This is a genomic window from Azoarcus sp. L1K30, assembly GCF_018122735.1.
GTDB lineage: Bacteria > Pseudomonadota > Gammaproteobacteria > Burkholderiales > Rhodocyclaceae > Parazoarcus.
Map to the genome: position 1 here is coordinate 4,821,227 of NZ_JAGRRD010000001.1, position 12,584 is coordinate 4,833,810.

The window sequence follows — 12,584 nt, forward strand, 5'->3', positions numbered from 1 at the left end:
AATATGCCGCACGGACACGGTGTCGCGGCGCATGCGCATTCAACCCCGTGGCATGGGTACGGCGCCGGCAGGCGGTCCGCCGGTCTGTGGCCTATTCGCCTGCCTCATCCAGCCGACTTGCGATGTGCGTGGATAGCGTCGGCAGCAGTGTGGCCCTGAGGTGGGCCAGGGTTTCGACGCGCAGGCGGTCGCTCAGCGCATCGAGTTCGCGCGAGAGCAGTTGTGGCAGTTCGTTGCACAGCCAGGCCTCGACTTCGCGCGCGATCAGGGTGTCGATCTGCACCAGGTGTTCGACCAGTGTCGCCCGCTCTCGCGCCTGAGCCTCTGCGGTTGATACAGGTGGCGCTGCGGCGGACGCGGGCGTATCCGGCGGGAGCGGTGCGACCTCGTCGAGGAGCGGGATGCCATCGTCGAAATCGGTGACGACGTCGGTCAGGATGGGCAGTTCGTCGTCTATGTGCTCGGTGTGACTGTTCGGAGCGGATCGCAGGTCGGCCGCGTGATGCTTGCGCAGAAAGGCATCGGCCTTGACGATCAGGCTGTCGGCCATCCGCAGTTCGTCGTCGGGATCGTTGTCTGTGTGCGGCCAATCATTCATAGGGCTGACCTGCTTTCGGCATCGAAGGCCTTCAGTGGCGCGCCATGTGCCTTGTAATGCTGCCAGCGCGCGCGTGCCGGCAGCTTGTCTGCTTCGTTCCGGCCGACGATTTCGATGACGGTGCGAAACCGGTCGAAGTGCGGCGGCACGTCGTCGGCAAGGTTGAACAGGAGGTCCGCATGGGGCCAGGAAACATGGCTGTCGGCAAGCCCGATCACGATCGGTGTCTCTGCCGCCAGCGGCGAGTCGATCAGCACATGCGGAATGAAGGAAAGCGGTTCCGCCGTCCACAGATGCTGGTCGAGGCGCCGTGCGTGCGCACCGTCGGCAACGCGGATGGCGACCTTGCGGCCGCCTTCGTGCGCCTTTGCGGCCAGCTCGCAGGTGAGCGCGAGCCGGTCCGGCGTGTTGTGATAGAACTGGACCCGCGTCACCGCGCTCAGTCCGCCGTGCCCTCGGCACGCCCCATCAGGAACTCGGTCAGCAGCGGCACCGGGCGTCCGGTCGCACCCTTTGCGTCACCTGACACCCAGGCCGTGCCGGCGATATCCAGGTGTGCCCACTTGTAGGCCTTGGTGAATCGCGACAGGAAGCAGGCTGCGGTGATGGTGCCGGCGTAACGGCCGCCGATGTTGCCCATGTCGGCGAAATTGCTCTTGAGCAGATCCTGGTATTCCTCCCACAGCGGCATCTGCCATGCGCGGTCGCCCGAGTCGTTGCCGCGCTTGAGCAGTTCGGCGGCGAGCTCGTCGTCGTTTGCCAGCAGTCCGCTCGGGATCTTGCCCAGTGCGACGACACAGGCCCCGGTCAAGGTGGCAACATCGATCACGCAGTCGGGCTTGAAGCGTTCGGCGTAGGTGAGGGCGTCGCACAGAATGAGTCGGCCCTCGGCATCCGTGTTCAGAATCTCGATGGTCTGCCCCGACATCGAGGTCACCACGTCACCCGGACGGGAGGCATTGCCGCCAGGCATGTTCTCGGTGGCCGGCACGATCGCAACCACGTTGAGTGGAAGCGCCATGCGTGCAATGGCCTTGATGCTGCCGATCACGCTGGCTGCGCCACACATGTCGTATTTCATCTCATCCATTTCGGCGCCGGGCTTGAGCGAAATGCCGCCGGAGTCGAAGGTGACGCCCTTGCCGACCAGCACCACGGGTTTGGCTTTGGCCTTGCCGCCCTTGTAGTGCATGACGATGAGCTTGGGCGGAAGGTGCGAGCCACGGGCAACCGACAGCAGCGAGCCCATGCCGAGCTTTTCCATGTCGGCGCGGTCGAGCACGTCGACATCGAACTTGAACTGCTTGCCAAGCGCTTTGGCGGTGTCGGCGAGATAGGCCGGGGTGCACACGTTGCCGGGCAGGTTGCCGAGATCCTTCGCCAGCGCCATGCCTTCGGCAACGGCCTGGCCGCGGCGGATGGCCGCCTCGAGTTCGGCGTTGATCTTGGCGGCGGTGATGAGGACGATCTTGCGCACGCCGCGCTCCTTCTTGCCGTCCTTGGCGGCCGCCTTGGGCGCATCGAAGCGGTAGGCGCCATCTGCGAGCAGGCGACTGGCCTGATGCATGCACCAGGCCAGCGAACGGTTGCCGGGGGCAAGGTCGGGCAGGGTGATCGCTGCATCCTTTGCCGGGCTGCCGTTCAGCGTCCTGGCGACGCTCGACAGTGCATCACGGTAAGCCTTGTCGGTATAGTCGTCGGCCTTGCCCAGGCTGACGAGCAGCACGCGATCGGCAGCGGTTCCCGGTACATCGTGGAGCATGACGGAGGCGCCGGCCTTGTCTTCGAGGTCGCCATGCTTGACGACCTGGGAAAGCTTGCCCTTACTGGCCTTGTCGACGGCCTGTGCGGCCGTGCTCAGCGCGCCGCCGGCAAAGGTACCGACAACCAGCACGCCAGCCCGGACTTTCTCCGGGCTGGCGGTCTTTATGGTAAATTCCACGAGCTTACTCCTGTGAAAGACGCGTCCTTGGGTCTGTTGCCGATTATGGCCCGTTCCCGGCAAGCCCGTCAAAAACAGCTGAAAACCTCCCCAAAACGCATATTGGTTCAATTTTGGTGCGATGATCTTCCGCCGCGCCCTTCAGCGGGAATTCTCCTACGCCGCAGCGGCCGTGTTTGTCGCGCTGTTTGCGATCCTCATCACTACCGTGCTGATCCGGCTTCTCGGTCAGGCGGCGGGCGGCAGCGTGCCGCCCGATGCGGTGCTGGCGCTGATCGGTTTCGGCGCACTGACCGAACTGCCGATCGTACTCACGCTGACACTCTTCATCGCGGTATTGCTGTCCTTGTCGCGCAGCTATCGCGATTCAGAAATGGTGGTGTGGTTCGCCGCGGGTGTGCCTCTGACGGCGTGGATCAGGCCGGTGCTGCGCTTTGCCGTGCCGCTGGCGCTGGTCATTGGCGGGGTGACACTGTTTCTCGGGCCATGGGCGCAGCTCAAGAACGCGGAATACCGCGAGCGCCTCGACAGTCGGGATGACACGACGCGTGTCGCGCCCGGGGTGTTTCGTGAATCGTCCGGCGCACGCCGGGTGTTCTTCGTCGAAGTCGGTGCGGGCGAGGATGGCCGGGTGCGCAATGTCTTCGTCAGCGAGGAGTCGGGCGCCACCCTGAGCGTGATTGCGGCGGCCGAGGGCTTCATTCGCAATGATGAAGATGGCAATCGCTACGTGATCCTGGAAAAGGGGCGGCGTTACGATGGTAAGCCTGGTACGCCCGAGTACAGGGTGATGTCCTTCGATCGTTACCAGGTGCAGATCGAGTCGCCACAGGTCGCCGCGGGGCCGGCCAAGGTGCGGACGAGGTCCACGCTCGAACTGCTGCAGGAGCGGACTCCGCGCAATCTGGGTGAGCTCGCCGGACGCATCGGCATCCCTGTCGCGGCGCTGCTTCTGGCCTTGCTGGCGATTCCGCTGTCTTTTGTCAATCCGCGCGCCGGGCGCACCAACAACCTGTTGCTGGCCCTGTTCACCTACCTCATCTACAGCAATGTGATCACGGTGTGTCAGGCGTGGGTGGCGCAGGGGCGGCTACGCTTCGAGTTGGCCGTGATCCTGCCGCATGTCGTCGTGCTGGGGTTGATTGCAGTCATGTTCTATCGACGTCTGGCGATGACGCCATTCTGGCGGGCGCGCGCATGAGCCGGATCCTGACCCGCTACCTTGCGCGCGAGATCTACGGCGCGACGGCGATCGTGCTGGTGGCTTTTCTCGGCCTGTTTGCGTTCTTCGATTTCGTCAATGAACTCGACAGTGTCGGCAAGGACGGCTACATGCTGTATCACGCCATGGTCTATGTGGCGATGATCCAGCCGGGGCGGGTGTATGAACTGTTGCCGGTGGCGGTACTGATCGGCTCGCTCTATGCCCTGACCACGCTTGCGCGCCATTCCGAGATCACCGTCATGCGTGCGTCCGGGCTGTCGACCTCGCGCATGCTGCGAGTACTGGGTTTGATCGGCAGCGTGTTTGTCGTGCTGACCTTCGTTTTCGGTGAGTACATTGCGCCGCCGGCCGAAAGCGCCGCGCAACAGTGGCGCCTGACGGCGACCAATTCGACTGTTTCGCAGAAGCTGCACTCGGGCTTGTGGGTCAAGGACGGGCGTCTGGTGGTGAACGTGCGCACCTTGTTGCCGGATCGGACAATGGAAAAAGTGCGGATCTACAGCTTCGACGATGACACGTCACTGGCGGCGATCAGCGAGGCCGACCGGGGTGAATATGTCCGGGAAGGGTTCTGGCGCCTGACGAACGTGGTGCAGACGCGTTTCCTTGGCGACCGAACCACGGTGGAGGTGCAGCCCGAGTTCATCTGGCACTCTGAACTCACCCCCGAGGTGCTCAGCGTGCTGATGGTCGTGCCCGAGCGGATGTCGGTGGGCAACCTGTGGGCCTTCGTGCGGCACCTGCGCGACAATCAACAGAACGCCGAGCGCTACGAGATTGCGCTGTGGAAGAAGCTCGTCTATCCGTTCGCGGCACTGGTGATGATTGCGCTGGCACTGCCGTTTGCATTCACCCATGACCGCATGGGCGGCGTCAGTGTGAAGGTGTTCCTGGGCGTGATGATGGGGGTCGGCTTCCATCTGCTCAACGGCCTGTTCTCCAATCTCGGCGTGATCAATTCCTGGTCGCCGGCGTTGGCGGCGCTGACGCCGAGTGCGCTCTTCCTCATCGCTGCAGCGGTGATGCTGTACTCCGTGGAGCGGCGTTAGATCGTCGGCCGTTCCTGGGTGCCGGTGGCGTTCGCCAGGTCGGCGGCAGTGCAGAGGTGGTGCGGTGCGGACCACAAAAAAACGGACCCGAGGGTCCGTTTTTCGTGCGATTCCGAGAGGGATATCAGCCTTGATGCTTCTTTGCTGCTGCCGACTTGTAGTCCAGCTTTTCCTTGATCCGTGCCGACTTGCCCGAACGCTGGCGCAGGTAGTACAGCTTGGCGCGACGAACATCACCGCGGCGCTTGAGTTCGATCGAGGCGATCAGCGGGGAGTAGAGCTGGAACGTACGCTCGACACCCTCGCCAGAGGAGATCTTGCGCACGATGAAGGCGGAGTTGAGGCCGCGGTTACGCTTGGCAATGACGACGCCTTCGTAAGCCTGCAGACGCTCGCGGGTGCCTTCCTTGACCTTCACTTGCACCACGACGGTGTCGCCGGGGGCAAATGCGGGGAAAGTCTTGCCTTCGGACAGGCGGGCGAGCTCTTCCTGCTCGAGTTGCTGAATCAGGTTCATGTGTAAAACTCCATCTCGTCTAGTGGCCTTTGGCCTGACATGCAGAGCAGGTCGCCACCTGATGCATGCGGTTTGTCATGGAAGCATCAGCCGGTCGCCCGGTCTTCCGCCTCGGCTTGCTCCCGCTTGAATTCCTCAAGCAGGCACAATTCGTCCTTGCTCATCGTCCGCGCTGCGAGCAGTTCGGGCCGGCGCAGCCAGGTGCGGCCCAGTGACTGCTTGAGTCGCCAGCGACGAATCAAGGCATGGTTGCCGGACAACAGTACATCCGGCACCTTGTCATTCTCATACACTTCTGGCCGCGTGTAATGCGGACAGTCCAGCAGGCCGTCGGCGAAGGAATCCTCCACCGCCGAATCGGCGTCGTTCAATGCCCCCGGCAACTGACGCACGATGGCGTCGAGCAGTACCATTGCCGGCAATTCCCCACCGGAGAGGACGAAATCGCCGAGCGAGATCTCCTCATCGACGCAGCGGTCGATCAAACGCTGATCGACCCCTTCGTAGCGCCCGCACAACAGCGTAAGGGCGGGTGCCCGGGCCAGTTCCATCACCCGGCCGTGTGTCAGCGTGCGCCCTTGCGGCGACAGATAGATGACCGGGCCCGCGTTGCCGTGGGTCTCGATCTGCTGCTGCCGGGCCTGATCGATGCTCCGCTCCAGCGGAAAGGGCATCATGACCATTCCCGGTCCGCCACCATAAGGCCGGTCATCCACCGTGCGATGGGCGTCGGTGGCAAAATCCCGCGGACTGTGAAACGCAATCCGGTACAGCTCGCGATCCAGCGCCCGGCGCGTGATGCCGCTGCCGGTGAGGGCGGCGAACATCTCCGGGAACAGCGTGATCACGTCATAGCGGCGCGGCGCGCCGTATGCCTCGATCACCAGTCTTTTTCCCAGGCTACCCGGATCGTCCGGTTTGCCAGGTCCACATCGAGTACGTAGGCGGCAACGAAAGGAATCAAGCGCTCGTCGTCACCTTCCTGCACCTGCAGTACGTCATGGGCGCCCGTGGAGATCAGGCCGCTGACGGTGCCGAGAGATTCACCGGCTTCGTTGCTGACCGTGAGCCCGACCAGGTCGCCCCAATAGTATTCGTCCGCATCCGGCTTCGGCAACGCCTCACGGGGGGCGCCGATGTACCAGCCTTCGATGGCTTCGGCCGCGTTGCGGTCATCCACCCCTTCGATGCTTGCGACCAGTCCTTTGCCGTGCATCCGGCAGCCACGCAGCTTGCGCGGCGACCAGGCTTCGGCCGGCGCATCGGGGTCGGTTGCGATCCACCAGTTCGGCATGCTCCGCCACGACAGCGGATCATCGCCGAAGGGATGGATTTTGAGCCAGCCTTGAACGCCGAAAGGGGCGACAATGCGCCCCAGTACAATCATGCTTTGAGCGGCCTGACGTTCAGGCAGCCTTGGCGGACTGCTTCACCAGACGGGCGACCGTCGGCGACATCTGGGCGCCGTTTTCGGCCCAGTATGCGAGGCGCTCGGTATTGACGACGAGTGCTTTCTCGGCGCCGGAAGCGACCGGATTGTAGAAACCGACGCGCTCGATGAAGCGACCGTCACGACGGTTACGCGAATCGGCAGCAACGATGTTGTAGAACGGGCGCTTTTTGGCGCCACCACGGGCAAGGCGAATGACGACCATCTGAGTATCCTGAGATCGGTAGAGACGAAAAGCGCACGATTGTAGGGCAAAAAGCTTGATACGGCAAGGTCGATGTGAGTTTTCAGGCTGGCATGTCCTGTCCCGGGGAGTACGGGGCAGGAAGCGAGCACGGCGGTCCCGTGTTCTCGCGAAAACTTGAATAGAATGGAGGAACATTGCATCCACAGTCACCGCCGATGTTTGAATCTGAGCAGTCTTCCGAACCCCTGGACGCCGCATTGGCGTGGCTGGCGGCCGAGCCTGACGACAACCCCGTTGCCGATCTCGAGGCGTTTCGCCGGCACGAGGCGGTGGCGGGGGATGCCGGCCTGTCCGTGGCGCACCGCGAGGCGGTGCTCGTGCAGCTGCAGGGACGGGCGAAGGATATCTGCGGTCGGTTCCGTCCCCGGCTGCTGACGGCCAGCCTGCCGCTCGATCGCGAGATTCATCAGCCGGCGATGGCGCTTATCGGGAGTCTGCTGGTCATCGGCGAGCATTATCGCGCACTGGTCGTCGAATTGCGGCGGAGCTGGTTGCCGGCGCGACGCGACGAGATGGTGGGATTGTGTGGCAAGGCGCTGGACCTGCTCGGCGAGGCTTGTGCCCTGACTGCGATGGCGGGTGCGGCGGTGCCGGCCGGTTTCTGGCGACTTGCCCATCAGTTGTGGCTCGTGTCCGGCGCAGGCGAGTTGCCAGAGGAGGGGGCCGACGAACCCGGTGTGCGCATGCTGAACACCCAGTATCGGCGCCTTCTCACGATCGCGGTCAGTCAGTACGAGAGCCTGACCGCACGCGAGGTGCAGTGGCTGTTCGACTATCTCGAATGTGCCGCTGCCAATGCATCGCTGTCGGCGCAGCCCATTCAGCCCGACAACGCGGCGTACTGGATCGACCCGGAGCAGGACCTGCCGCCGGCGTCGGTGGCCCGGCACGGCGCGCCGCCGGGACGACAGGGGATGTACTTCAGCCCCCAGGATCTCGCGCGGCGCATGGGCGAGCAGATCGAATGGCTCGAAGAGCGCGTGCTCGAGGCCGAGATCGTCGGCATGGAGCGCGATGGCGAATTGCTCGACCCCGAGGTGTCGGGCTTGCCCGAGGGTTTGACGCCGGTTGAACTGCTCTCCTTGCTGCGCCGCTTGCGCGAGCGCTGGGTTTCACCGCCGCAGCGTACGCAACCGCGGCGCAAGCATCAATACACGGTGCAGGTCTGCGCCGGCCTGAAGACGATCTGGGAAGTGGGCCGCGGTGGCAGCGACAAGGTGTCGGAGTGGATGGTGTTCAACGAGAGTCCTGGCGGCTATGCCATTCTCTGTGTTGGCGGAATCGATGCCGCGCTCTCGGCCGGAATGCTCCTTGCGCTGCGGCGGGAGTCGACGCTGGGGTGGTCGGTGTGTGTCGTGCGCTGGATTCGCACGGAAAAGCCCGACCAGGTCGAGCTGGGGCTGCAGGTCGTGTCGCAGGGATTCACGTCGGTGATGGTCGGGTTTCGCGGCAGTGAGGTCAGGGCGCTGTCGCCGGCGCTGATGTTGCCGCCGCTGGCACTGGTCAGACAGCACCAGGCTCTGGTGACCGGCGCCGGCACCTACGTATCGCGGCGCTTCGTGCTGGTACATGACGCTGAGCGTCTGTATGTGGCGCAGGGTCGCGTGCTCGGGCTCGACATGCAGACCGCGAACATCGAGCTCCTGCGCTACGAAGTCGACCCTTATCCGATCTGATCGGGCGCGCCCGGCGTGTGTGGATCCTGCTGTGTCTGGACCAGGACGCTGGCGATCGTTTCGCCGTCCAGCTGCATGCTGTGTCCGATGCGCCGGGCAAGCGCACCGAGCTTGCCGTTCGACGCCGCCTGCCAGGCAATGTCATCCAGTGCAAAGCGGCGAATGATGGCGTTCACCTGAATCCGGTCCGGTGTCTGAGTCAGCACCCATTCACCGTTCTCTGCGCGAGTGGCCCAGCCACTCTCGGCCAGTTTACCCAGTAGCGACTCGGCTTCCGGCTCCGCTATCCCGACCTGCTCGCGCAGCTGCGTGAAGCCGGTCGTGCGCCCGGACTGCTGGGCAATGGCCAGTTGCAGCAGTATGCCAATGGCCTTCCAGGCCTCGCTTCCCGGAAAGCTGGGCGTGTGCCGGCTGCGCTCGAGAAAGGCGGGCAGCGTGGCCGCCACCAGCGCGCCGAGCAGGATGACGATCCACGACAGGTAGAGCCAGACGAGGAAGATCGGGAGCACGGCGAATGTGCCGTAGATCAGGGTGTAGGTGGGAAACTGCACCAGGAACATGCCGAAGGCGCGCTGCATCAGGAAAAATACCACCGCAGCGGACAGGCCGCCGCAGATCGCATGCAGGGGGCGGATCGGGTGGTTGGGGACGGCGTAGTACAGGAAGCTGAACAGTGCCCCCAGCAGCAGTGGTGGCAGCACGCGCGCGGCGAGCTCTGCGATCCAGGGCAGGTGGGCAGACCACTGCATCGAGGTGCTCACCAGATAGCCGGTGGCGAACACGCTGCCACCGAGAATGGCCGGTCCGAGTGTCAGCATGAACCAGTAGACGGTGATGCGCAGCAGCATCGGTCGTGGTTTTCTTACGCCCCAGATGAGGTTGAATACACGTTCGATGGTGGCCAGCAGCATCAGTGAGGTGATGGCCAGCAGGCCGGTTCCGATCAGCGTCATGCGCGCCGCTTTCTGCGAAAACTGTATGGCGTAAGTGGTGATGATCTTGCCGGCACGGTCCGGCAGGAGGTTCTCGAGCAGGAAGATCTTCAGTGAGGCGCCGAGCTGGTCCATGCCCGGCAGGCTGCCGAAGGCCGAAAGCGTGACCGTGACCAGCGGCACCAGTGCCAGCAGCGTGGTAAAGGCGAGGCTGCTGGCAACCTGCGGGCAGCGCGTTGCGCTGAAGCGCGCCGCGAATAGCGCGGCGAAATCGCGGAATGACTGCAGCGTCATGTGGATTGAGCGGGCGGAGCCGGCGGGGTGGGCAGGTATAATCCGCGCATTCTATCCACTTCGGTTCGTCATGCAGGAAATCCTCGTGTTGTACTACAGTCATCGCGGTTCGGTTCGCGCGCTGGCGGAGCAGATCGTGCGCGGTATTCACCAGGTGCCTGGCGTGGCGGCGCGCGTGCGTACGGTGCCGAAGGTGTCTGCGCTGTGCGAAGCGGTCGAAGCCGACATTCCTGCGGACGGACCGCCCTACGTCGAAGCGTGCGATCTCGAGGCCTGCGTCGGACTGGCATTGGGCAGTCCCACCCGTTTCGGCAACATGGCGGCGCCGATGAAGTACTTCCTGGACGGGCTGGCGAGCGAGTGGGTCAATGGGACGCTGGCGGGCAAGCCGGCTTGCGTGTTCTCCTCGAGTGCGAGTCAGCACGGGGGGCAGGAGTCGACCTTGCTGTCGATGATGTTGCCATTGCTGCATCACGGCATGGTTCTCGTCGGCCTGCCCTATACGGAGGCGGCATTGAACCGGACCCGAAGCGGTGGTACGCCTTACGGGGTGACGCATGTCGCCGGCACCGACGGCATTGCCCTGCTGAGCGAAGAAGAGATCGTGCTGGCGCAGGCCCAGGGCCGCCGGCTTGCGACGGTCGCGCGCAAACTGGCGGTGGCGCAATGAGCCCGCGCGTGTTGTCGATCGTGTCGAGCGTGGTGCTGCTGGCGCTGATCGCGCTGTGCGTGCTGTGGGAGGTGTGGCTGGCGCCGCTGCGACCCGGTGGCTCGTGGATGATGCTCAAGGTACTGCCGCTGATGGGCGCCGTGTTCGGCGTCCTGCGGGGCAGGCGCTACACCTATCAGTGGCTGTCGATGCTGACCCTGCTCTACCTCACCGAGGGCGTGCTGCGTGCGAGCGATCCCGGCCTGACCGGTACGCTGGCGCTGATCGAGGCGCTGCTGTCGGTGGTGCTGTTCCTGACGACCATGTTCTACGCGCGCAATACCGCGCCGTCGCGGCAACGGCAGGACTGAACCGGCTGTTGCCGCGAGGCGCGCAAGGTCAGACTTGCGGGTTGAGCTTCTCGCCGCCGGCGTGGAGCTTGTTGAGCGCGTTCAGGTAGGCCTTCGCCGACGCCACGATGATGTCGGTGTCGGCCCCCTGGCCGTTGACGATGCGGCCGTCGCGCGACAGGCGCACGGTGACTTCGCCCTGGGCATCGGTGCCGGTGGTAATGGCATTGACCGAATACAGCAGCAGCTCCGACCCGCTGGCGGCAACCGACTCGATGGCCTTGAACGCGGCATCGACCGGACCGGACCCCGTGGATTTGCTGTGGGTCTCGTGTCCACCTGCCGTGAGGGTGATTTCCGCCTGCGGAATTTCACCGGTTTCGGAATGGAAGCGGGTCGACACCAGCCGATAATGCTCGATGGCGGGGGTGATGGCCTCGTCGCTGGCCAGGGCCTGCAAGTCCTGGTCGAAGATCTCGTGCTTCTTGTCGGCGAGCTCCTTGAAGCGCGCAAAGGCCAGGTTGAGGTGTTCCTCCGAGGTCATCTCGATGCCGAGTTCCTGCAGCCGGGCGCGGAATGCATTGCGTCCCGAGTGCTTGCCCAGGACCAGTTTGTTCGTGCCCCAGCCCACGTCCTCTGCGCGCATGATTTCGTAGGTTTCACGATGCTTGAGCACGCCGTCCTGGTGAATGCCGGATTCGTGCGCGAAGGCGTTGGCGCCGACGATGGCTTTGTTGGGCTGTACCGGATAACCGGTGATCTGCGACACCAGGCGCGAGGCCGGCACGATCTGCGTAGCATCGATGCGGGTCTCGACCGGAAACACATCGGCGCGCGTGCGCACTGCCATCACGATCTCTTCGAGCGACGCATTGCCCGCACGCTCGCCCAGGCCGTTGATGGTGCATTCGACCTGGCGTGCGCCGGCCATGACCGCAGCGAGCGAGTTCGATACCGCGAGGCCGAGGTCGTTGTGGCAGTGAACCGACCAGATCACCTTGTCGGCGTCCGGCACGCGTTCGATCAGGGTGCGGAGCGTGGCTGCGTATTGCTCGGGCACGTTGTAGCCGACGGTGTCGGGTACGTTGATGGTCTTCGCACCGGCCTTGATCACGGCATCGAAAATGCGCACCAGGAAGTCGATCTCGGAGCGCCCGGCATCTTCGGCGGAAAACTCGACGTCATCGGTGTATTCACGTGCCCAGGCGATGGACTTCACTGCCTGCTCGACCACCTGGTCGGGCGTCATGCGCAGCTTCTTCTCCATGTGAATCGGGCTGGTGGCGATGAAGGTGTGTATGCGGCCGCGCGCCGCGGGCCGGATGGCCTCGCCCGAGCGGCGGATATCGTTCTCGTTGGCGCGGGCGAGCGAACATACCGTTGAGTCCTTGATGACTTCCGCAATCGCGCGTACGGCTTCGAAGTCACCATTGGAGGCGGCGGCGAAGCCGGCCTCGATCACGTCGACCCGCATCCGCTCCAGCTGGCGCGCGATACGCAGTTTCTCGTCACGGGTCATCGACGCGCCCGGACTCTGTTCGCCGTCGCGCAAGGTGGTATCGAAAATTATCAAGGCGTCTTTCATGGTCGGCTCCAGCAAGAATGCGGTTTGCGTAAACGGCTCGGCTACCGGCACGGGGTGCGGGCAGCGGGGT

Annotated in this window: 14 protein-coding genes; 5 read left to right on the forward strand and 9 right to left on the reverse strand. The window is 64.1% G+C overall.

What is annotated here, in order from left to right:
• Positions 1–91: 91 nt before the first annotated feature.
• The 3 genes from J5J83_RS22155 to J5J83_RS22165 are packed head-to-tail and all read right to left on the reverse strand — an operon-like array spanning position 92 to position 2,540.
• Positions 92–598, reverse strand: a complete 507-nt coding sequence (locus J5J83_RS22155; protein WP_212352398.1) for a hypothetical protein — start codon at positions 596–598, stop codon at positions 92–94.
• Positions 595–1,032, reverse strand: coding sequence for a DNA polymerase III subunit chi (locus J5J83_RS22160; protein ID WP_212352400.1), 438 nt, complete (start codon positions 1,030–1,032; stop codon positions 595–597). The genes J5J83_RS22155 and J5J83_RS22160 overlap by 4 nt, the downstream gene beginning before the upstream one ends.
• Positions 1,033–1,037: 5 nt before the next feature.
• Positions 1,038–2,540 (reverse strand): leucyl aminopeptidase, encoded by a 1,503-nt coding sequence (locus tag J5J83_RS22165; RefSeq protein WP_212352402.1) that lies wholly within the window; start codon positions 2,538–2,540, stop codon positions 1,038–1,040.
• Positions 2,541–2,661: 121 nt separating this feature from the next.
• Between J5J83_RS22165 and lptF the strand changes: the two genes are divergently transcribed.
• Positions 2,662–3,741, forward strand: coding sequence for an LPS export ABC transporter permease LptF (lptF, locus tag J5J83_RS22170; protein WP_212352404.1), 1,080 nt, complete (start codon positions 2,662–2,664; stop codon positions 3,739–3,741).
• A complete protein-coding gene (lptG, locus tag J5J83_RS22175; protein WP_212352406.1) occupies positions 3,738–4,814 on the forward strand; it encodes an LPS export ABC transporter permease LptG in 1,077 nt (358 codons plus the stop codon). The genes lptF and lptG overlap by 4 nt, the downstream gene beginning before the upstream one ends.
• 124 nt (positions 4,815–4,938) lie before the next feature.
• On the opposite strand, the gene rplS is transcribed toward lptG, so the two are convergent.
• The 4 genes from rplS to rpsP form a co-directional block, all read right to left on the reverse strand.
• Complete coding sequence (gene rplS, locus J5J83_RS22180; protein WP_212352408.1) at positions 4,939–5,331, reverse strand: 50S ribosomal protein L19; 393 nt, start codon at positions 5,329–5,331, stop codon at positions 4,939–4,941.
• Positions 5,332–5,417: 86 nt separating this feature from the next.
• On the reverse strand, positions 5,418–6,212 hold the full coding sequence (gene trmD, locus J5J83_RS22185; protein WP_212353601.1) for a tRNA (guanosine(37)-N1)-methyltransferase TrmD: 795 nt from the start codon (positions 6,210–6,212) through the stop codon (positions 5,418–5,420).
• On the reverse strand, positions 6,212–6,718 hold the full coding sequence (gene rimM / locus J5J83_RS22190; RefSeq protein WP_212352416.1) for a ribosome maturation factor RimM: 507 nt from the start codon (positions 6,716–6,718) through the stop codon (positions 6,212–6,214). The genes trmD and rimM overlap by 1 nt, the downstream gene beginning before the upstream one ends.
• Positions 6,719–6,737: 19 nt before the next feature.
• Positions 6,738–6,986 carry a 30S ribosomal protein S16 gene (rpsP, locus tag J5J83_RS22195; RefSeq protein ID WP_212352418.1) on the reverse strand — a complete coding sequence of 83 codons (249 nt, stop codon included), beginning with the start codon at positions 6,984–6,986 and terminating at the stop codon, positions 6,738–6,740.
• Positions 6,987–7,183: 197 nt separating this feature from the next.
• On the opposite strand from rpsP, the gene J5J83_RS22200 reads away from it, so the two are divergent.
• Entirely contained in the window at positions 7,184–8,704 is a 1,521-nt protein-coding gene (locus tag J5J83_RS22200; protein WP_212352420.1) for a hypothetical protein, read from the forward strand.
• Here the strand turns inward: J5J83_RS22200 and J5J83_RS22205 are convergent.
• On the reverse strand, positions 8,692–9,930 hold the full coding sequence (locus J5J83_RS22205; RefSeq protein ID WP_212352430.1) for a YihY family inner membrane protein: 1,239 nt from the start codon (positions 9,928–9,930) through the stop codon (positions 8,692–8,694). The two genes, J5J83_RS22200 and J5J83_RS22205, sit on opposite strands and share 13 nt — an antisense overlap.
• A 70-nt stretch (positions 9,931–10,000) precedes the next feature.
• Here J5J83_RS22205 and wrbA point away from each other — a divergent pair, with 70 nt between their 5' ends.
• Complete coding sequence (gene wrbA / locus J5J83_RS22210; RefSeq protein WP_212352432.1) at positions 10,001–10,600, forward strand: NAD(P)H:quinone oxidoreductase; 600 nt, start codon at positions 10,001–10,003, stop codon at positions 10,598–10,600.
• Complete coding sequence (locus J5J83_RS22215; RefSeq protein WP_212352434.1) at positions 10,597–10,950, forward strand: DUF2069 domain-containing protein; 354 nt, start codon at positions 10,597–10,599, stop codon at positions 10,948–10,950. The genes wrbA and J5J83_RS22215 overlap by 4 nt, the downstream gene beginning before the upstream one ends.
• Positions 10,951–10,978: 28 nt before the next feature.
• On the opposite strand, the gene J5J83_RS22220 is transcribed toward J5J83_RS22215, so the two are convergent.
• Positions 10,979–12,514 carry a 2-isopropylmalate synthase gene (locus J5J83_RS22220; RefSeq protein WP_212352436.1) on the reverse strand — a complete coding sequence of 512 codons (1,536 nt, stop codon included), beginning with the start codon at positions 12,512–12,514 and terminating at the stop codon, positions 10,979–10,981.
• Positions 12,515–12,584: the final 70 nt, after the last annotated feature.